This is a genomic window from Prevotella sp. P5-64 (genome assembly GCF_002251285.1).
GTDB lineage: Bacteria > Bacteroidota > Bacteroidia > Bacteroidales > Bacteroidaceae > Prevotella.
Map to the genome: position 1 here is coordinate 41,629 of NZ_NPJK01000046.1, position 20,116 is coordinate 61,744.

At 46.5% G+C, this 20,116-nt stretch carries 17 protein-coding genes; 5 read left to right on the top strand and 12 right to left on the bottom strand.

The features are described 5' to 3' along the window. Nucleotides 1–7: 7 nt before the first annotated feature. The 7 genes from CIK87_RS08970 to CIK87_RS09000 all read right to left on the bottom strand — a co-directional run bounded on the left by CIK87_RS08970 (nucleotide 8) and on the right by CIK87_RS09000 (nucleotide 7,206). Complete coding sequence (locus tag CIK87_RS08970; protein ID WP_022311425.1) at nucleotides 8–610, bottom strand: riboflavin synthase; 603 nt, start codon at nucleotides 608–610, stop codon at nucleotides 8–10. Nucleotides 611–909: 299 nt separating this feature from the next. Then, nucleotides 910–2,157 carry an NAD(P)/FAD-dependent oxidoreductase gene (locus CIK87_RS08975; RefSeq protein WP_022311424.1) on the bottom strand — a complete coding sequence of 416 codons (1,248 nt, stop codon included), beginning with the start codon at nucleotides 2,155–2,157 and terminating at the stop codon, nucleotides 910–912. Further along, the gene (gene gcvPB, locus CIK87_RS08980; protein ID WP_022311423.1) at nucleotides 2,144–3,601 is read right to left on the bottom strand and encodes an aminomethyl-transferring glycine dehydrogenase subunit GcvPB; all 1,458 of its coding nucleotides are present in this window, start codon (nucleotides 3,599–3,601) and stop codon (nucleotides 2,144–2,146) included. The genes CIK87_RS08975 and gcvPB overlap by 14 nt, the downstream gene beginning before the upstream one ends. Next, nucleotides 3,591–4,913, bottom strand: a complete 1,323-nt coding sequence (gcvPA, locus tag CIK87_RS08985; RefSeq protein WP_094386895.1) for an aminomethyl-transferring glycine dehydrogenase subunit GcvPA — start codon at nucleotides 4,911–4,913, stop codon at nucleotides 3,591–3,593. Before gcvPA ends, gcvPB begins: the two co-directional genes overlap by 11 nt. A gap of 34 nt (nucleotides 4,914–4,947) precedes the next feature. Continuing rightward, nucleotides 4,948–5,325, bottom strand: coding sequence for a glycine cleavage system protein GcvH (gene gcvH, locus CIK87_RS08990; protein ID WP_022311421.1), 378 nt, complete (start codon nucleotides 5,323–5,325; stop codon nucleotides 4,948–4,950). 53 nt (nucleotides 5,326–5,378) lie between these two features. Next, on the bottom strand, nucleotides 5,379–6,473 hold the full coding sequence (gene gcvT / locus CIK87_RS08995; protein ID WP_094386896.1) for a glycine cleavage system aminomethyltransferase GcvT: 1,095 nt from the start codon (nucleotides 6,471–6,473) through the stop codon (nucleotides 5,379–5,381). A 19-nt stretch (nucleotides 6,474–6,492) separates the two neighbouring features. Further along, entirely contained in the window at nucleotides 6,493–7,206 is a 714-nt protein-coding gene (locus CIK87_RS09000) for a lipoate--protein ligase family protein (protein ID WP_022311419.1), read from the bottom strand. A 659-nt stretch (nucleotides 7,207–7,865) separates the two neighbouring features. Here CIK87_RS09000 and CIK87_RS09005 point away from each other — a divergent pair. From CIK87_RS09005 to CIK87_RS09015, 3 genes are read left to right on the top strand one after another with little or no spacing between them, the layout of a single operon-like run. Beyond that, a complete protein-coding gene (locus tag CIK87_RS09005; RefSeq protein ID WP_094386897.1) occupies nucleotides 7,866–8,471 on the top strand; it encodes a TetR/AcrR family transcriptional regulator in 606 nt (201 codons plus the stop codon). 42 nt (nucleotides 8,472–8,513) lie between these two features. Further along, the gene (fabG, locus tag CIK87_RS09010) at nucleotides 8,514–9,272 is read left to right on the top strand and encodes a 3-oxoacyl-[acyl-carrier-protein] reductase (protein ID WP_022311417.1); all 759 of its coding nucleotides are present in this window, start codon (nucleotides 8,514–8,516) and stop codon (nucleotides 9,270–9,272) included. After that, entirely contained in the window at nucleotides 9,272–9,946 is a 675-nt protein-coding gene (locus tag CIK87_RS09015) for an RluA family pseudouridine synthase (RefSeq protein ID WP_094386898.1), read from the top strand. Before fabG ends, CIK87_RS09015 begins: the two co-directional genes overlap by 1 nt. A 19-nt stretch (nucleotides 9,947–9,965) precedes the next feature. Here the strand turns inward: CIK87_RS09015 and CIK87_RS09020 are convergent, their stop codons facing one another. The 4 genes from CIK87_RS09020 to ppdK all read right to left on the bottom strand — a co-directional run bounded on the left by CIK87_RS09020 (nucleotide 9,966) and on the right by ppdK (nucleotide 15,882). Continuing rightward, nucleotides 9,966–10,646, bottom strand: coding sequence for a tetratricopeptide repeat protein (locus tag CIK87_RS09020; protein ID WP_144008161.1), 681 nt, complete (start codon nucleotides 10,644–10,646; stop codon nucleotides 9,966–9,968). A gap of 17 nt (nucleotides 10,647–10,663) precedes the next feature. Continuing rightward, nucleotides 10,664–12,169 (bottom strand): replicative DNA helicase, encoded by a 1,506-nt coding sequence (gene dnaB, locus CIK87_RS09025; RefSeq protein ID WP_022311414.1) that lies wholly within the window; start codon nucleotides 12,167–12,169, stop codon nucleotides 10,664–10,666. A 399-nt stretch (nucleotides 12,170–12,568) separates the two neighbouring features. Continuing rightward, entirely contained in the window at nucleotides 12,569–13,075 is a 507-nt protein-coding gene (locus tag CIK87_RS09030; protein WP_144008162.1) for a hypothetical protein, read from the bottom strand. A gap of 86 nt (nucleotides 13,076–13,161) precedes the next feature. Further along, entirely contained in the window at nucleotides 13,162–15,882 is a 2,721-nt protein-coding gene (gene ppdK, locus CIK87_RS09035) for a pyruvate, phosphate dikinase (RefSeq protein ID WP_094386901.1), read from the bottom strand. 199 nt (nucleotides 15,883–16,081) lie between these two features. Between ppdK and rlmD the strand changes: the two genes are divergently transcribed. Both rlmD and CIK87_RS09045 read left to right on the top strand, forming a co-directional pair. After that, the gene (gene rlmD / locus CIK87_RS09040; protein ID WP_094386902.1) at nucleotides 16,082–17,539 is read left to right on the top strand and encodes a 23S rRNA (uracil(1939)-C(5))-methyltransferase RlmD; all 1,458 of its coding nucleotides are present in this window, start codon (nucleotides 16,082–16,084) and stop codon (nucleotides 17,537–17,539) included. Between the two features lie 15 nt (nucleotides 17,540–17,554). Then, nucleotides 17,555–18,667 (top strand): porin, encoded by a 1,113-nt coding sequence (locus CIK87_RS09045; protein WP_094386903.1) that lies wholly within the window; start codon nucleotides 17,555–17,557, stop codon nucleotides 18,665–18,667. A gap of 712 nt (nucleotides 18,668–19,379) precedes the next feature. On the opposite strand, the gene CIK87_RS09050 is transcribed toward CIK87_RS09045, so the two are convergent. After that, the coding region (locus CIK87_RS09050) for a transposase (RefSeq protein WP_144008070.1) at nucleotides 19,380–20,116 on the bottom strand (737 nt) is incomplete at its 5' end.

Genomic DNA, 20,116 nt, shown 5'->3' on the forward strand with positions numbered 1-20,116 from the left:
TTGCAATCTATTGGAGAGATTGCAATCTTGCGATGTATTTTCCGAGAATATCAAACTCTATGTTGACCGTAGAGCCTACTGTGATTTCACCAATATTGGTGTGCTCGCGTGTGTAGGGGATGATGGCAACGCGGAAACTGTTGTCCGTGGGCTGACATACAGTAAGTGATACGCCATTGACTGTTACTGAGCCTTTGTCCACTGTAAAGTAGCCACGATGGGCCATAGCCCTGTCGTAATGGTAGGTAAAATCGTAATAGGTACTGCCGTCGGCATCGGTCACGGCAGTGCATAGTGCGGTTTGGTCCACGTGTCCTTGTACGATATGTCCATCGAGGCGGCCATTCATGAGCATCGAGCGTTCTATGTTAACGTGGCTGCCAACGGTAAGCATACCTAAATTAGAACGGTCGAGCGTCTCTTTCATCGCGGTGACCGTATAACAATCACCATCGATAGCCACTACTGTAAGGCAGACGCCGTTGTGGGCTATGCTTTGGTCTATCTTGAGCTCAGCGGTGAACGAGCATCTCAGGGTGATATGTATATTCTCTTGTTCTCTGACGATGGCTGTGACTGTGGCCATCTCTTCTACTATTCCACTAAACATGCTGTAATCGTATTATTGGGTAAAAAAATAAAGAAGGGGTTGCACGATGATGTGATGATAAGTCCGAGTAAATAAGATTTGAGTGCCCTCCGCCTTTGTAATCCATCGGTCTTTCGACTTAGTTCCCTTGAGGGAGTTTATATGGCCCGCCATTGACAAGAGGAGCTTTCTCGGTAATTGTTTTAAATGTGATGACTATCCCGATCGAATCGGTGCAACCCCTGTTTTGTGCATGCAAAATTACAACATATCGCTCATTTTACAAAACTATTGTCTGACTTTTTTCGTGTCAGATTAAATCAACTGTTGATAGCGATGTCCTGGATGATTTCGCCCAAAGTGGGGTGGATGTGCACAATATCAGCAAGTTGTGCAAGCGTGACATCCTGGTTCATGAGGGCGGCTATCTCCTGTACCATATCGGCTGCATGGGCACCCAGAATGTGGCAACCTATTATGCGGCCCTCGTCATCTGTTACAATTTTGGCCAGACCTTCGGTTGCTTCATCTGCCAGAGCCTTACCGTTGGAGCGATAGAACCCTTTGTGCACTTTGCATGTAATACCCTCCTTCTTGCAGGCATCATCAGTAAGTCCGACGGTAGCGACTTCCGGGTCTGTAAATACCGCGGATGGCATGATGTCAAGACGGATAGAGTCTGCCCGTTGAAGTATGTGGTTAACTGCACGGAACCCCTGGAATGTGGCAGCGTGGGCGAGCAAAGCCTTACCGTTGACGTCGCCGATGGCATAGATACCTGTTACCGATGTCTGCATATTGTTGTCGGTGACGATACCTCTGCGGTCATACTCTATGCCCAATGCCTGCAATTCGTCTTCATCAAGATTGGGTTTGCGACCAGTTGCCACTAACACGGCGTCGGCTTGAAGAGATGCAATGCTCTCTACACTATAACCCATGTTGAATTTGATACCGTCTTTTTCCATCTTCTTGCGGAGGCGCTTAGCGAGGTCCTTGTCTATCATAGGCAGACATTCCTTGAGGAATTCATAGACTTCCACCTCTACACCCATACGATGAAAGATGGCGGCAAACTCCATGCCTATCACGCCTGCTCCTACTACGGCAAGGCGCTTGGGGAGCGACTTTAGTTGTAGCAGTTGGGTAGATGTCATCACTTCTGGTCTGTCGATGTCGCTGATGGGTGGCATCTTGGCGCTGCTGCCAGTAGCGATGATGATGTTGTCGGCGCTATAGGTCTCTGTTCCTGCCTCTACAGTGCCGGGGGCGGTGATACGGGCATGGGCCTTGACCATTGTGACATGGGGCTGCGACATGAGTATCTCCACTCCCTGACGCAGCTGTGCGCTAACTTCCTCCTTTCGTAGCATGGCCTGCTCAAATGGGGTGCCTTTGAGGGAGTCGTGAACCAGGCATTTGGTGGGTATACATCCCTCGTTAAGGCACGTTCCTCCGGCCTGACGGTCTTCAAAGATGATGACTTCCAGTCCGTGCTGTGCTGCATATTGGGCGGCCCGGTAACCTCCGGGGCCGCTTCCAATGATAATCAGATCAGTCTTTGTCATTGACCAATTGTTTATAGGTGAGTATAGGATGCTTGGCAGCCAGAACGTCGTCAACACGAGAGATTGGCGCATTGTGGGGAGCTGTCTTCACCACATCTGGGTTTTCCTTGGCTTCCTGTGCAATCTGTCGCATCACGTGGATGAAGCTGTCGATAGTCTGTTTGCTCTCATTCTCTGTGGGCTCAATCATCATAGCCTGATGGAAGAGGAGTGGGAAGTAGATAGTGGGAGCGTGGTAGCCATAATCAAGCAGACGCTTGGCCACATCCATCGTGGTAACATCGGTAGATTTGTCCTTGAGTCCGTCGAATACGAATTCGTGCTTGCAGAGTCCCTCAATGGGTAGCTCGTAGACGTCTTTGAGACTTTCCTTGATGTAGTTGGCATTGAGGGTGGCCAAAGGACCAACCATCTTGACATTCTCGTGACCCAAAGTAAGTATATAGGTATAGGCGCGCAGAATCACTCCGAAGTTTCCAAGCCATGCTCCTACATGGTTGTGGCTATCGTTTGTAACAGTGAACTTGTCGCCATGCTTAACCACGTGGGGCGAGGGAAGATATTGCTCCAGTCCGCTGCGCACACCAACGGGGCCGCTTCCTGGACCACCGCCTCCATGGGGCGTAGAGAATGTCTTGTGGAGATTGATGTGCATAACGTCAAATCCCATATCTCCAGGGCGGCATGCACCGAGCATGGGATTGAGGTTGGCTCCATCGTAGTACATCAGTGCACCGCAGTCGTGTACCAGTTTCGCAATCTCAGGTATCTTTGTTTCAAAAAGACCAAGTGTGTTAGGATTGGTCATCATCATAGCTGCGATGTCATCTCCCAATAGTGGCTTGAGGTCTTCCACGTCAACCACGCCTTCGGCTGTACTCTTGACTTCCACAATCTCCAGTCCGCATACAGCTGCTGATGCAGGGTTAGTACCATGGGCTGAGTCGGGCACGATTACCTTCTTGCGCTTGGTATCACCACGTTGCTGGTGATAGTTGCTGATAATCATCAGTCCGGTGAGCTCTCCGTGAGCACCGGCAAAGGGATTCAGAGTGAAGTCAGCCAATCCGGTAAGTTCGGCAAGCGACTGCTGTAGGTTGTATTCTACCTCGAGGGCTCCCTGGCAGCTATCTGTAGACTGGGCGGGATGGAGGTTGGCAAACTGTGGGAGGTTGGCTATTTCCTCATTGATGCATGGATTGTACTTCATCGTACAACTGCCGAGAGGATAGAAACCATTGTTGACGCCAAAGTTGTTGCCGCTAAGATTTGTGTAGTGTCTTACAACGGTCAGTTCGTCACACTCGGGCAATTCTGCATCGTGCTGACGGCGCTGGCTGTCAGGGAGTGCATGATGGCCGAAGTGGTTGCGGGGCAGGCTGTAGCCTCGGGTGCCGGGGCGTGACAGCTCAAATATGAGGTTTCCGTATAATCTACTGTTCATGACACAAACTAATTAAAAGGTCAACTTCTTCTTTGGTGCGTTTCTCCGTTACGGCCATCATGATGGTATGGTCACCGATTTTGATACCTCCCAAAATGCCATTTGCTTCGAGTCTGTTCAGGAGTTGGTCTACATCTCCCTTGTAATCGATGCAGAACTCATTGAAGAAAGGCTGGTCGAAAGTGGGGGAGAAGCTATCGCTCTTGAGCAGATTGTCGTAGAGATAGTGGGCTGCGTCATAGGAGAGTTGGGCAGCTTCTTTCAGACCTTCCTTGCCCATCAAGCTCATGTAAATGGTCACAAAGAGAGCCATGAGTGACTCGTTGCTGCAAATGTTGCTGGTGGCTTTCTGACGGCGTATGTGTTGCTCGCGAGCCTGCAATGTGAGTACGAAGGCGCGTCGTCCGTCGTGGTCGGTGGTCTTGCCAACGATGCGTCCCGGCATCTTGCGCATCATCTTCTCTGTACAGCACATGTAGCCTACCGAGGGGCCTCCGTAGGTCATTGGAATACCGAGTGACTGTCCGTCGCCTACAGCAATGTCAGCGCCCCATTCTCCTGGGGTCTTGAGGAGGGTCAGGTTGGCTGCAATACTGTTGATGATGAAGAGGGCTTTATGGTCGTGACAGAGGTCTGCCATACCTGTAAAGTCTTCGATGATGCCATATCGGTTGGGCTGCTGTACTACAACTCCTGCCACGGGAGCTTCGTCAACGAGCGAAGCAAGGGCTTGGTGTGAGGTCACTCCGTCTTGAGCGGGAATCGTAACCAGTTCCACTCCGTGGTAATGGGCATAGGTGTCCACTACACTGCGAGTTTTGGGGTCGAGTGTCTCAGATACGAGCACACGGTTAGACTTCTTGCTCGAAGCGTTGGCCATGAGTACAGCTTCCGCTGTAGCAGTGGTGCCGTCATACATTGATGCGTTGGAGATTTCCATTCCGGTGAGTTCGCTCATCATCGATTGGTATTCGAAGATGTAGTGGAGGGTACCTTGTGAAATCTCGGCCTGGTAGGGGGTGTAGCTTGTAAGAAACTCGGAGCGTGCTATCAGTGAAGGAATGGCCGACGGGGTGTAGTGGTCATAGATTCCGGCTCCGGCAAAGCATACAAGCTGCTTGTTGTTCTGTGCCAACTTGCCTATAAACTGGCGTACTTCTACCTCGCTCATTGCGTCGGGCAGTCGGTATTCGCCTTTATAGCGTATTTCGTCGGGCACTTCCGCATAGAGGTCATCCAGCGAGCCCGCGCCTATCTTGGCCAGCATTTCGCGGATGTCTTCCTCTGTCTGTGGAAAATATTTGTATGCCATAACTTGAATGGTTGTGTCAGTGTGATTAAACCTTTTATTTGGTCATTTCAGCGTAGGCCTTGGCGTCCATAAGATTGTCGAGTTCCGATGGGTCGCTGAGCTTTACTTTTATAATCCAGTTGCCGAAGGCATCTTCGTTGATTTTCTCGGGTTGGTCTTCGAGCTCTTCGTTAACTTCTACCACAGTTCCGCTGACGGGGGAGAGCAAATCAGAAGCAGCTTTGACGCTTTCTACAGCACCAAATTCTTCGCCGGCAGTCACTTCGTCGTCAACTTCGGGCATATCTACATATACTACGTTGCCCAATTCGTGCTGAGCATAGTCTGTGATGCCTACGTAGCCGAATTCGCCTTCTACTTTTACATACTCGTGTGACTCTGCATAATAGAGTCCTTCCATTACTGTTGCCATAGTTTTATTCTTTAATAGTGATTATTGATTTTTGTGTTGTTGGGGTGGGGTGGTTATGCCTTGTGGTAGTGCTTCTCGTAGAACTTCTTCTTGACAACCTTACCAGGGAAGGTTTTCTTGCGTATCTGAACTTCTACGGTGTCACCCATCTGGATGCTGCTGTCGACAAGAGCTACGGCGCAACTCTTATCAACGGAAATCAGTCGGTAGCCTGTAGTCACTTCGCCTACTTCCACACCATCTTTGAGCACCTTGTAGCCATGTCGGGGCACGGCGTGTCCCTCGAGTTCTATTCCGCGAAGACGCTTACTTACTCCTTCGGCTTTCTGTTGTGCCAGGGCTTCGCGACCAATGAATTCTTCTTTGTCGAGTTTGCAGAACATGGAAAGGCCGGCCATGACGGGAGAGATGTCCTGACTGAGCTCGTCACCGTAGAGAGGCAGTCCAACCTCGAAGCGCAGTGTGTCGCGACAACCCAGTCCGCAAGGTTTGCACTGGCCACTTTCAATCAGTTTGTCCCATGCCTGACGTATATAGTCGTGGCTTCCATAGATCTCAAATCCGTCTTCGCCAGTATATCCAGTACGTGATACGATAATCTCTTCTCCATCAGCCAGGGTAATGGTCTTGACGGTGTAGAAAACGAGGTCATTGCAGTCGAGGCCCAGAATGTCGAGCATCACCTGTGGCGATTCAGGACCTTGCACGGCCAGCTGGCCATAACGGTCAGAGCAGTGGTCGAGCGTGATGTCAAATCCCTCGGCGTGGCCTTTCATCCATTCCACATCTTTGTCAATGTTGGCAGCATTGATGACGATGAAATAGTCTTGATGTCCCATCTTGTAGACGAGCAGGTCATCTACGGTGCCACCGTTGGGGTAGCACATCATGCCATAGTATATTTTGCCCTGTGGGGCGTCCTTGATGTCGTTGGTGAATATGTGGTTTACATATTTTTCGGCGTCTGGACCGCTTACGCGTACTTCGCCCATGTGTGACACATCGAATACACCGCAGTGTTGTCTTACTGCCTGATGCTCATCGATGATGGAGCTGTACTGTATCGGCATGTCAAAACCGCCGAAGGGAGAGATGAGTGCGCCCAGCGCTACATGTTTGTCATAGAGACACGTTTTCTTGTTTTCCATATCTTGTCTGTTAATGTTATTAGTCTGCAATTCCGATAAACTGAGGGTCAAGGTATTCGAGCTCTATCTCTCTCACCTTTTCGCGGTCATGCTCTGTCAGCGTATAGGTCGTTTGGCAGAGGTGCTGGCGTATCTTTGCGCGTATATCTGCAAAGGGGAGTGGAGTATAGTCTTTAAGCAGGCAGATGCGTTGACGTACACTCTCTACTCCATGACGGTCGAGCTTCTGCCGTGAGGGGGTAATGGCGTGCATCATATGTTCCATATCTGTATCGTAGAGCAGAGTGCCATGGGCGATGATGCTGCCTGGCAGCCGGTAGATGGCATTGCCCGACACCTTGCGGTCGCCAATCATGATGTCGTTGTGGTCGTTGGGATGAGCGTCGATACCTATTTCCTGCAGAGTGTCGGCTACCATTCGCATATATCTGCTGAACGTATCGGTCACATTGGCGTCAGGAGTTATATAGGAGAGCATCACGTTGCTTTGGTCAGCATAGACACATCCACCTCCGCTCTTGCGGCGGTAAGTTTGTATGCCATGCTCGATACAGTATTCTATATTTACCTCGTTCTGAGGAACCTGATTGCGTCCGAATATTACGGAGGGCTCCACTTGCCACATGAAGAAGCAATCGTCTTGATGTAACAAATGGCGTGCTATATATTCTTCCATGGCGAGATAGAAACTCAGCCGGTGGGTCTGTTCGTCGCCTGTTTCAATATAAGTCATTGTCTATATTTCTATATCTTGTTGTCTATATTCTATATCTTGTTTAATCAGTTGCAAATATAGTAATAAAATGCTGAAAAGAAAAAATAAAATGCTGAAAAGAAAAAGGAAAGTCATGAAAAAAATAAATTAAAGCACGCACTTCACTTTATCTTCATAAATTTGTCACAAATACCAAATATAAACCCAAATGTGAATAGATAGAAAAATAATATAATCGCCATTATGTTAAATAAATATTATGACTGCATGTCCTATTCTTTTCTCGAATACTGCGGAATGGTAGAAAATAACAGTGCTTTCATTTAATACATTCTGTTTGTTTCGCTTCAGTTCTGATTTTTGTTGCTTTGGGCGTAGTAATTATTAATGTGTAGTCTTTTTTAGTGGTTAAACTTTTAGTCGTGTTAGTTTCACTTGATGTCAATTTATCATTCCATGTTATCAACGCCCCTGGAATTTTTCGATTAATCAATATGGCCCATCTCGAATTAATTTCCTAACTTGGTATTGTGACTATAGCTGTCGTGGAATTAAAGTTTTTTAATACTTCTCTAAAAATTGGGAGCGAATTGTTTGTATTATTCCCTAAAAGTCCCTACTTTTGCACAATAAAATTGGCATGTGCAATTTTGTACGCCTTTAGATTGTTATAGATTATGTCCATATCCAAGACAAGACAGATGCTGGTAGACGTAGCTCGTCAGCTGTTTGCCAAGAAAGGTATAGCTAACACCACTATGAACGACATTGCAGTCGCTTCAGGCAAAGGTCGCCGAACCCTCTATACATACTTTAATCGTAAAGAGGAAATCTTTTCTGCTGTCATTGAGTCTGAATTGGAGCGTTTGTCTGAAAAACTTGATGAAGTGGCAAACAAGAAGATTCCCCCACAGGAAAAAATCATCGAACTTATATATACACATCTCAGCATGATACGCGAAACGGTTGTACGCAATGGAAATCTGCGTGCAGAATTCTTCCGTAATATATGGATGGTCGAAAAAGTTAGAAAGAATTTTGACGAATACGAGATTGAGCTCTTCCGTAAGGTTTATTCTGATGGTAAGGCTGACGGAGAGTTTGATATAGACAACGTGGATCTGGTCGCAGACATCACGCACTATTGTATCAAAGGACTCGAAGTGCCTTTCATATACGGACGATTAGGCCACGGTCTCAACGTGGAAACAAGCAAGCCGCAGGTGGCAAAGGTGGTATATGGAGCCTTGGGTAAAAGTCGTGAATTCATGGATAAGCGATAGATTATAGGAACATTATAAAATTTACTTTAATATTAGATTAACATGGGATTATTAACAGGTAAAACTGCTCTTATCACAGGAGCAGCACGCGGCATCGGAAAAGCTGTCGCAATGAAATTTGCCACAGAAGGCGCAAACATCGCATTTACCGACCTCGTGCTCAACGACGATATGGCCGCTGGACTCGAAGCAACACGTAAGGAAATCGAAGCTCTGGGCGTAACATGTCGTGCATATGCTGGCAATGCCGCTGATTTCGAGGAGACAGAAAAAGTAGTAAAGCAGATTCATGCTGATTTCGGCAGCATCGACGTATTGGTCAACAATGCTGGTATCACTAAGGATGGACTGATGCTCCGTATGTCGGAAGCTCAGTGGGATGCAGTACTCAATGTAAACCTAAAGTCTGCATTCAACTTCATCCATGCTTGTGCCCCCATTATGTTGCGTCAGCGTGGTGGTTCAATCATCAACATGTCTTCTGTAGTTGGAGTTCATGGTAATGCTGGCCAGTGTAACTACTCTGCCTCAAAGGCGGGTATGATTGGATTGGCAAAGTCAATTGCACAGGAACTTGGACCTAAGGGCGTTCGTGCAAATGCAGTAGCACCAGGTTTCATTGAGACACCTATGACAGCTCAGCTTTCTGAGGATATCCGCAAAGACTGGATGAAGAAGATTCCTCTGCGTCGTGGCGGACAGACCAACGACATTGCTAATGTATGTCTGTTCCTCGCTTCAGACATGTCATCATACGTAAGTGGCCAGGTAATACAGGTTGACGGCGGCATGAATATGTAATGGAAGTAGTATACGAAGACAATCATATCATTATCGTCAACAAGCAGAGTGGCGAGATCGTTCAGGGAGATAAAACCGGCGATCGCCCTCTCTCGGAGACGGTGAAAGAATATATTAAGGTGAAGTACCACAAACCGGGGAACGTATTCCTCGGTGTGGTGCATCGCTTAGATAGACCTGTAAGTGGGTTAGTTGTCTTTGCTAAAACATCTAAGGCTCTTGCACGTCTCAATGAAATGTTCCGCAAGGGAGACGTACACAAAACCTATTGGGCAATAGTGAAAAACACACCAATACAGAGTGAAGCCGAACTGAATAATTGGATAGTGCGTAACGAGAAACAAAATAAAAGCTACGCCTATGATCACGAAGTAAAGAACTCTAAGAATGCCTGTTTGCGGTATTCCGTGCTGGCAAGAACAGACAGATACACCTTGCTTGAAGTGCATCTTATGACTGGAAGGCATCACCAGATAAGATGTCAGCTGAGCCATATGGGCTGCCCTATCAAGGGCGACCTGAAATATGGTTTTCCGCGATCTAACCCTGATGGCAGCATTTCCCTCATGGCCAAGCGTATTGAGTTTGTTCATCCGGTATCTAAAGATACAATACAGGTGGAAGCCCCTACCCCATCTGATGCTTTGTGGAAGGCATTGGCCGAAAGCATTTGATCAAGAATGTCGTTATAGGCTAACGCTTTAGCCGTTTGTACTGTTCCAACAGAGCTGCACGTGGTACACCGTGGACTACCATCCAATCAAGATCGGCTTTGGCAGCATCTAATTTACCCAAGCGGATATACAAATCTATACGATTCAGACGGTAATCAGTGTTGCCCGGAGATTTCTTCAATGCCATCGTGTAATCGTCTAATGCTAAATCATACATTCCTCGCTCAATTTCCATACCGCCTCGGGCAGCATACGCAAGTGCACTGTCGGGATATTGGCTAACAAGGCGATTAATTTGGTCAAGGGCCAGCGTGTATCTTTTGTCCTTTTGATTGAGAAGGGCTAAGCCGAGTTGCGCTTCAAAGTTTCCGGGTACAAGTAGAAGTAGGTTTTCATAGTCCATACGGGCAAAGTTGTAACGTCTCAACTGCTCGTTGACATATGCCCGGTAGTACAGGCCTGCGATATTGGTGGGTTGGAGCGCCAACACCTTATCATAAGCATCTTTGGCATAATTCCACTCACCCAACTCGATATTCCAGGCAGCTTTCTTGAGCAGCAAGTCTATCGAATCGGGATGGAATGCAAGTTCGTTGACGGCAATCTTCAAACTGTCTCGCAGCGGATTGGTCTTTTGTGCATAACCCATGTCGCAGATTATACAAAGGGCAGCCGTCAACAATAGTTTTGATACTTTCATAATTAAAGTTTTATATCTTAGAATGGCATGTCTGGCGGTGGAAACGAAGTGTCATCACTCAACGGGTCATTCATGCGACTGCCGATAATTTCCCCGTTGGGACCTTGAGGTTCAGGACCATTCTCGTTTTCTGGGTTTTGAAAGCGTGTAAACTCGCCCTTGAAGGTAAGAAGCACATCACCAGTTGCTCCTTTACGGTGTTTGGCAATGATAATCTGCGCCATTCCATGCAGGTCGCGTCCCTTGTCATCCTGGAAGATATGATAATATTCAGGACGATGTACAAACATTACCATATCCGCATCCTGCTCAATGGCTCCCGATTCACGCAAGTCGCTAAGTTGTGGACGCTTTCCCTCGACTCCTTCACGACCTTCTACAGTACGGTTGAGCTGAGAGAGAGCCAAAATGGGAATGTCCAATTCTTTAGCCAGACCCTTGAGTGACTGCGATATTTTGGCAACCTCCTCTTGACGGCTACCGAAACGCATACCATTTGCGTTCATCAACTGTAGGTAGTCAATCATTATAATCTTCACCCCTTTTTCGCGTACCAATCGCCGAGCTTTGGTTCTTAATTCAAAGATAGACAATCCGGGTGTGTCATCGATATAGATAGGTGAACCCTGGAGTTTTCGTATGTCCTTGTCAAGACGCTCCCACTCGTCATGGGACAATTGACCGTTAAGCATTTTGCTGCCCGAAATGGAGCAAACGTTGGAAATAAGGCGGTTGACAAGCTGGACATTGCTCATTTCAAGTGAGAAGAAAGCAATGGGGAATTTATAGTCTACAGCAATGTTTTTGGCAAGTGACAGAGCGAAAGAAGTTTTACCCATTGCAGGACGTCCGGCTATGATGACAAGGTCTGATTTCTGCCAGCCACTGGTCTTCTCATCAAGTTTGGTATAGCCTGTTGGTACTCCAGTAAGACCTCCTGTGGTTTCGGCGGCCTTCTGAAGCATTTCGATAGCCTTATTGATAACCGGATCAACCTGTACATAGTCCTTCTTCATGTTATTCTGCGACAACTCAAACAGGCTTCCCTCTGCCTCCTGCATCAGTTCGTTGACATCAATGGACTCGTCAAAGGCTTTGGTCTCAATGTTGCCTGCATAAGAAATAAGTTGGCGTGCCAAGAACTTTTGCGCCAGGATATGTGCATGGTATTCAATATGAGCAGACGAAGCCACGTCATGGCTTAACTGGAGTACATACGAGGGACCTCCGATGTCATCAAGAGTGCCTTCGCGTTTTAATTCTTCTATAACTGTAGAGATATCAACAGGATGCTCATCCACATTAAGCGTTTGGATAGCTTGATATATTTTTTGGTTGCGTGGTTCATAAAACGTCTGAGGTTTTAAAAACTCAGAAACTACTGAAAATGCATCTTTGTCTATCATCAAGGCGCCCAATACCAACCTTTCCACATCCAGGGCTTGGGGCTGCAAGTGACCATACGAGGTATCAATTGTTGTCGAAGACGCTTTGCGGCGAGTAGAATTATTATTATCTGCCATAATCAAAAATTTGGGATTGCAAATGTACGAAAAGAATTTGAGCTGACATAACAAGATGTTTCTTTTTAGATAGATTTAACGCTATCGCCATCTATCCTCCCGACCGATATCCTTACTCTGGTTGTTCTTGTAACGCATATGGAAAATCTCCCGAATGTTATGGGCAAAAAAAAGATTGATTGTCTCACGACAACCAATCCTTCTAAACCTTAATAATCTAATACCATGAAAAACACACTGCAAATTTAATAATTATCATATATTTATGCAAGTATTTTTGCGCAAATTTTGTTCTGTTATAACATCTTTTAACTATAATGTGGCCATTGTGGTGACATTATTCACAAATTTTACGCTTTCAGCTGTTGCCTGTGCGTTTTTTAACATGAGATTTATGATTTATTTCTTTATTTTATGAAAGGCACCGAAGCGAAGTTCGGTCATCCAGCGACCTTCTCTACGCTGCGTATAAATAGTAAACAGAAAGCCGATAGTCTCTGGAGATGCGCCGCCTTTATAGAATTTGTTTCCATTTTCCTCGTAATCGGTGCTGATGCCGTAACCATACTTATGGGCCATTACTCTGGCTATAGAGTCGCGCTGTACAACAGCATGGTGTCTTGCGTGGCGGGCAATGAAGAAGCGAGCCTGATTGAAATGATGGTCATCGCTCTTGTTTTCAAAACCGATAATAATCTTGTTGAACCTGAAGCCACGATAGTCTTTATTCAGAAAGACGATGGCTTCATCGTTAACAATGTCGGGTTGGCCCCACATTGTAATAAAGTGTTCAGTTGCTTCCTTTTTAGAAGTTCCAAAATCTATAGTGACGAAACCTTCTCCTAATGCTTCTGTCAATGGCAGAACGCAAAAGATAAAGGATAAAAGAATCTTGATTATCTTCACTCTTATATGTATATATATAATAATGTATTAAATATAAAGAGGTGGAGAATATTATCTCCACCTCTTTTATAATTAAGAATAATGAATTATTCCTCAACAGCAGCCTGCGCGGCAGCAAGACGGGCTATTGGCACGCGGAAAGGTGAACAGCTGGCGTAGTTGAGGCCAATCTTGGCACAGAACTTAACTGAACTGGGTTCGCCTCCGTGCTCACCGCAGATACCGGTAAGCAGGTTTGGACGTACGGCACGACCCTTTTCTACAGCCATCTTAACCAACTGACCAACACCAGCCTGGTCGAGAACCTGGAAAGGATCGACCTTCAGAATCTTCTTCTCAAGATATACGGGCAAGAAGCTGGCGATGTCATCGCGGCTGTAACCGAAGGTCATCTGAGTAAGGTCGTTGGTACCGAAGCTGAAATACTCAGCCTCCTCAGCAATGCGGTCTGCTATTAGGGCGGCACGAGGTATCTCAATCATTGTACCGATTTCAAAGTCAATCTTCTCGCCATACTCCTCGAATACTTCGGCAGCGGCTTTGAGGATAACACCCTTCTGCTGCTTAAACTCGTTGAGTGTACCGATAAGAGGTACCATAATCTCTGGCATAGGATTCTTGCCTTCCTTTTTCAGTTCGCAAGCGGCAGAGAGGATGGCACGAGTCTGCATGGCAGTAATCTCTGGGAATGTGATTCCCAGACGGCAACCACGGTGACCAAGCATAGGATTGTTTTCTGCGAGGCTCTCAACGCGACGCTTGATAGCAGAAACATCCACGCCCATTTGTTTTGCCATAACTTCCTGGCCAGCACGATCGTGGGGAACGAACTCGTGGAGAGGTGGGTCAAGCAGACGGATGTTGACGGGGCAACCATCCATAGCCTCAAGGATACCCTTGAAGTCTGCTTTCTGATAAGGCAACAGCTTGTCAAGAGCGTTCTTGCGTCCCTCGGCACTGTCAGCCAAAATCATTTCACGCATTGCAACAATCTTCTTGTCTTCGAAGAACATGTGCTCAGTACGTGTAAGACCGATACCCTTGGCACCGAATGTGCGGGCTACGGCTGCGTCATGAGGAGTGTCTGCGTTGGTGCGAACCTGCAACTTGGTATACTTGTCGCAGAGGTCCATCAGCTCCTTGAAGTCTCCGCTGAGCTCAGCAGCCTTGGTGGGAACTTCGCCTGCATAAACCTGACCGGTTGAACCATTGAGAGAGATATAATCACCCTCCTTGTAAACGACTCCGTCGATTTCTACAGTTCTTGTCTTATAATCTACATTGATGCTACCTGCACCAGATACACAGCACTTACCCATACCACGGGCAACTACGGCAGCATGAGAGGTCATACCTCCACGAGCGGTAAGAATACCCTCGGCAGATGCCATACCAGCCAAGTCTTCTGGGCTTGTCTCGATACGAACCATAATTACGCGATGGCCGTCGGCGTGCCACTTCTGTGCATCGTCAGCATGGAATACAATCTGGCCACATGCGGCACCGGGAGAAGCGGGCAGGCCCTGGGTGATAACCTTAGCCTTCTGAAGCTCAAGTTTGTCGAATACGGGGTGAAGCAGTTCGTCCAGCTTCTGAGGCTCGCAGCGCATGATGGCTGTCTTCTCGTCAATCATACCCTCATGCAGCAGGTCGATGGCAATCTTAACCATTGCGGTACCGGTACGTTTGCCGTTACGGGTTTGAAGGAACCACAGCTTGCCCTCCTGAACAGTGAACTCCATATCCTGCATATCGCGATAGTGGTGCTCAAGCATATCCTGGAGTTCATTCAGCTGGTTGTAAATCTCAGGCATAGCCTCTTCCATAGAAGGATATTTGCTGACGCGCTCCTCTTCGCTGATACCTGCACGCTCAGCCCAGCGCTGAGAGCCAATCTTGGTAATCTGCTGAGGAGTACGGATTCCTGCAACAACGTCCTCGCCCTGTGCGTTTACGAGATACTCACCATTGAAGAGATTCTCACCGTTTCCGGCATCGCGGCTGAAGCAAACGCCAGTAGCACTGGTTTCACCCATATTACCGAATACCATGGCCATAACGCTAACAGCGGTACCCCACTCGTCTGGAATTCCTTCCATCTTGCGGTACAGGATAGCACGCTCGTTCATCCAGCTGCGGAATACTGCGCAGATGGCACCCCAAAGCTGCTCGATAGGATCATCGGGGAAATCTTTGCCAGTACGTTCCTTGATAGCGGTCTTGAACAGTTCAACCAGCTTCTTCAGTTCCTCTACAGATAAGTCCTTGTCGAGCTTGATACCACGTTCAGCCTTTACGCTTTCAATAATTTCCTCGAATGGGTCGATGTCTTCCTTGTTTACGGGCTTCATCTCGAGAACTACGTCACCGTACATCTGTACGAAGCGACGATATGAGTCATATACGAAATGAGGGTTGTTGGTCTTGCGAACCAAACCTTCTGCTACCTCGTCATTAAGACCCAGGTTGAGGATGGTGTCCATCATACCAGGCATAGATGCGCGGGCGCCAGAACGTACACTTACCAACAAAGGATTCTGGACGTCACCAAATTTGGAGTTCATCAGCTCTTCAATGTGCTTGACAGCAGCTGTTACTTCATCGTTCAGAATTTCCTTGATTTTCTCCTGGCCCACCTCGTAATATTCATTACAGCAACCAGTGGTAATTGTGAAACCGGGAGGAACTGGAACTCCGATAAGGTTCATCTCGGCAAGGTTAGCGCCCTTGCCGCCGAGTTCCTCTCTCATTTTTGCATTACCTTCGGCTTTACCATTGCCAAAAGTATAGACTCTTTTCTCACTCATATTATCAAATTTATTCAAAAATTATTTAGTTTTTCTATTATTGCAAAGTTACTTCATTTTTAGAATATCTCCAAGTAAATTATTGAAAAATTGACATGTGGAGTTTACATTTTATGTTTTTTGGTTTGGGCAGCATATTTTCTGCAAAAATTATTTACAAATACCTAATTTATTTGTAACTTTGCCCTTAAAAAGAATTATGACCCGTAAGCGTAACCCCTTACCCATATTGGAAAACGTGACCATCGAAGCTGTGGCAGCCGAAGGCAAGTGTGTTGCCCATGTCAATGAGATGGCCGTATTCGTACCCTTTGTAGTACCTGGCGACATTGTTGATTTGCAGGTAAAAAAGAAGAAACACAAATATTGCGAAGCCGAGGCTGTCAGATTTATTGAATACAGTGCATTGCGCACCCAGCCCATGTGCGACCATTTCGGCATTTGCGGAGGTTGTAAGTGGCAGAATCTTTTGTATTCGGAGCAGCTAAAAGCCAAGCAACAGCAGGTCTATGACCAACTCTCGCGTATCGGGAAAGTTGAATTGCCCGAGTTTATGACCATTCTGGGTTCAGAAAAAACCTGCGAATATCGCAATAAACTTGAATTTGGCTGCGCTAACAAGCGTTGGTACACCAAAGAGGAGGTAGCTGCATTGCCTCCAAGGACCGAAGATGGCCCAAGCAACTTGAGCGAACCGGCAATTGGATTTCATATTACTGGCGCTTTTGATAAGATTTATCCCATCTCCAAGTGTCATCTGATGGATGACTTGCACAATCAGATACGCAATGAGATACGCGATTTCACGCTTGCCCATGGTTATACCTATTATGATATACGTAATCAGGTAGGATTGCTGCGCGACATGGTTTTCCGCAACTCCAATACCGGCGAATGGATGCTTATTCTGCAGTTCCATTACGATGAGGAGGGCGACGAGCAGAAAGCCCTCTTACTGCTCAATCATATTGCAGACAAGTTCCCTCAACTTACATCCATATTCTATGTAGACAACCAGAAAGGCAACGATACGTTCAACGATTTGGAACTGACGCTGTTCAAGGGAAAGGACTTCATTTATGAAGCCATGGAAGACCTCAAGTTCAAGGTAGGCCCCAAGAGTTTCTATCAGACCAATACCGATCAGGCTTATCACCTCTACTGTGTAGCCCGTGACTTTGCCCAATTGTCTGGTAACGAGCTCGTTTACGACTTGTACACGGGAACGGGAACCATTGCCAACTTCGTAGCCAGACGTGCCCGCAAGGTGGTCGGCATCGAGTATGTTCCCGAGGCGATTGCCGATGCAAAGGTCAATAGCAAAATCAACAATATCGACAATACATTGTTCTATGCCGGTGACATGAAGGACATCCTTACCGATGACTTCGTCAAGGAGCATGGACGTCCAGATGTGATTATCACCGACCCCCCACGCGCAGGAATGCATCCTGATGTGGTAAATGTGATCCTTAACGCGTCGCCCGAACGCATTGTATATGTGAGCTGTAACCCTGCAACGCAGGCAAGGGACTTGGCGTTGATGGATGCCGAATACAAAGTGGCCAAAGTTCAGCCTGTAGACATGTTTCCTCATACGCCTCATGTGGAGAATGTTGTTCTGCTGGTCAAGCGCACTTCTGAGAATAATAACTAAAATACTTAATATAAAATGAAGAAATCAATAATGCTGGCTATGGCTTTGATGACCGCCTTTGCCAGCTATGCGCAGAACAAACCTGCTTCTTGGATTAACAATGTAAAGCTATCGGGTTATGGCATCGTACAATACCAAAGTAGCAGCAAAGTTAATGACAAGTCCAACTCTTTCAACTTGAGATTGGCACGTGTAAGCCTCGATGGCCGTATACTTGATGACTTTTATTGGAAAGCCCAAATTCAGTTTAATGGCAACACCACGGATCTTGGCAATTCTCCCCGTGTCGTTGACCTTTTTGCGGAGTGGCAGAAATATGGTTACTTCAAGATAAAGGCAGGACAGTTCAAGCGTCCATTCTCTTTTGAGAATCCCATGCACCCAGTAGATCAAGGGTTCATGAGCTACAGCCAGATTACCTCCTCCATCGCAGGTTTCAATGACCGTGCTGGTGCCCACGCCAGCAACGGCCGCGATATCGGTGTCCAGTTGCAGGGCGATTTCCTGCCCAATGCCAACGGCCGCAACCTGCTTCATTACCAGGTAGGTGTATTCAATGGACAGGGTATCAACGTTAAAGATGTAGATCAGCGCAAAGACATCATCGGTGGAGTTTGGGTTATGCCTGTTGCTGGTATGAGAATCGGTGCTTTTGGTTGGACTGGCTCTTATGCACGTAAACGCACAGTTGATACTGACCACGGTAAAGTCACAGAGATTTTGAGTCTGCCCCAACGCAGATATGCCTTTTCTGCAGAATATGTAACCAACGACTGGACATTCCGCTCTGAGTATGCCCATAGTACAGGCTTGGCTTTCAAGACACGCTATCAGAAGCCGGAGAATGCTACCGACTTCGAGCTTAGCAAGAACGGTGACAAGGCGCAAGGTGTCTATGCTCTGGTTATTGCCCCAATCATCAAGAAGAAGATGCACGCCAAAGCCCGTTATGATATGTATCAGCCCTCAGGCGATGCCTCCAAGCAGAAGACATTCTATGAGGTGGGCCTGGACTATGAGTTCTGCCGCAATCTCAAGTTGAGTGGAGAATATGCGTTTGTCAATGACCGCAGTCTGACCAAACATAATTATAATATGGTAGATGTAGAACTGGCTTTCCGTTTCTAAAGCCATCATTCCTACCATCCCGACCAGGAGGAAAGCATCGTTTGTTTTCCTCCTGTTTGTTTTCTTTCACCACTACCCTATTCTTCCTCTCGTTGTTCCTTGTGTCGAGGCTCACGCCCGGTTGGTTCATTTAGTCTGGCACCGTGCCATACCAGTCGTTTCATGTCGACATGTGACAGGTAGTCTATCTGGGGCAAATTGCGAGGCATGAAATGGCTAATGCGAACTATGATTCTGATAATTCCAAACTTGAAATATCTGTTTTGTAGTTTGAAGTCATTTAGTATTTGACCTCTGGATAATTGTGGGTTACGGTTACACTTATGGCCTCAATGCGGGAATTAGTATTGTTAAAAAATAGCAAAACAATCACTTTTGCCTTTGATTTGTTTGCTAAATCAATTATATTATCTACTTTTGTAATCTAATACATTTAGACTTAGACAAAACTACCAATAACACATAAAAACTTTATACATGACTACGAATAACAATAGACATCATATCCATCATCACGAGCATTTGGATGAAGCCGAGATCTATAAAAGAAAGAACTTGAGTGCTGCTCAGCGCCGCAAGAAGTTAGCTAAAATTCTGTTTAGAGTCTTATGCGTGATAGCTGTCGCCATCACCTGTCTTGTCATCTACGTATATACTCATTAAGCAAGCATCTATCTTTGCCCTGTAGATATAATTAAACCCAAATCGGTCATTAGGATTTCTCTGTGTCGTACGGCAAAGAGAAATCCTTTAATTTTTCCCATATAGATAAGAATGATTGTCGTGTTTTTAGTGATCTAGCCAAATATAGGATGTGCTTGTCTTTTGTTTTTCCCAGATAGGCTGGCGTCGATATCAACTCGTATCGGATAGTCTTCAGAAATTTCTTCTTGTTGGAATTGATCAGCGCATGTCTGAACAACGACATAAAGTTATATGCCATAACAATGAAATTCCCACATGCCTCTGTTGCCCAGAAGTTATTTGTGACAAAGTCATCGATGGAGAAATCATTCTTCAATTCTTTTATCCTATTCTCAGAATCCGCTCTTCCGCGATATGAGTCATATACAATCTTGGCCGGCAGGTCAAGGTCTGTTACAAAGCAGCTGTATCGGTATTTTCCGAAATCCTGCTCATCCTCAAAAAGCTCCAGTTGCTTGATTTGCTTTCCTGCAGCTTTGGGGCGCTTGTCTATTTCTTGCCTGACCATCACAATGCGTCTAGGCTTCTCCCAACCGTTTGCCTGATAGATGGTTTCGGATATTTCCAATCCGTCTGTTAGCTCTATCCATTTGCGTTCATGGGTGAGACTGTACTTTATACGATTGTTGAAACGGCAGGCAATGATATAGTGTAACCCTTTCATTTCCAGATAGTCAAGTATTTCCTTCGCAAAGAAACCGCTATCCATGCGGACCAGCCCGACACGTTTGCCCTCAAGTTTTG

Coding starts and splice junctions, on each gene's coding strand:
- CIK87_RS09005 (WP_094386897.1), top strand. CDS start 7,866: ATGTCCATATCCAAGACAAGACAGATGCTGGTAGACGTAGCTCGTCAG.
- gcvT (WP_094386896.1), bottom strand. CDS start 6,473: ATGGAAAACAAGAAAACGTGTCTCTATGACAAACATGTAGCGCTGGGC.
- rlmD (WP_094386902.1), top strand. CDS start 16,082: ATGACCCGTAAGCGTAACCCCTTACCCATATTGGAAAACGTGACCATC.
- CIK87_RS09015 (WP_094386898.1), top strand. CDS start 9,272: ATGGAAGTAGTATACGAAGACAATCATATCATTATCGTCAACAAGCAG.
- CIK87_RS09045 (WP_094386903.1), top strand. CDS start 17,555: ATGAAGAAATCAATAATGCTGGCTATGGCTTTGATGACCGCCTTTGCC.
- gcvH (WP_022311421.1), bottom strand. CDS start 5,325: ATGGCAACAGTAATGGAAGGACTCTATTATGCAGAGTCACACGAGTAT.
- CIK87_RS08970 (WP_022311425.1), bottom strand. CDS start 610: ATGTTTAGTGGAATAGTAGAAGAGATGGCCACAGTCACAGCCATCGTC.
- CIK87_RS08975 (WP_022311424.1), bottom strand. CDS start 2,157: ATGACAAAGACTGATCTGATTATCATTGGAAGCGGCCCCGGAGGTTAC.
- dnaB (WP_022311414.1), bottom strand. CDS start 12,169: ATGGCAGATAATAATAATTCTACTCGCCGCAAAGCGTCTTCGACAACA.
- CIK87_RS09020 (WP_144008161.1), bottom strand. CDS start 10,646: ATGAAAGTATCAAAACTATTGTTGACGGCTGCCCTTTGTATAATCTGC.
- gcvPB (WP_022311423.1), bottom strand. CDS start 3,601: ATGAACAGTAGATTATACGGAAACCTCATATTTGAGCTGTCACGCCCC.
- CIK87_RS09000 (WP_022311419.1), bottom strand. CDS start 7,206: ATGACTTATATTGAAACAGGCGACGAACAGACCCACCGGCTGAGTTTC.
- gcvPA (WP_094386895.1), bottom strand. CDS start 4,913: ATGGCATACAAATATTTTCCACAGACAGAGGAAGACATCCGCGAAATG.
- fabG (WP_022311417.1), top strand. CDS start 8,514: ATGGGATTATTAACAGGTAAAACTGCTCTTATCACAGGAGCAGCACGC.
- ppdK (WP_094386901.1), bottom strand. CDS start 15,882: ATGAGTGAGAAAAGAGTCTATACTTTTGGCAATGGTAAAGCCGAAGGT.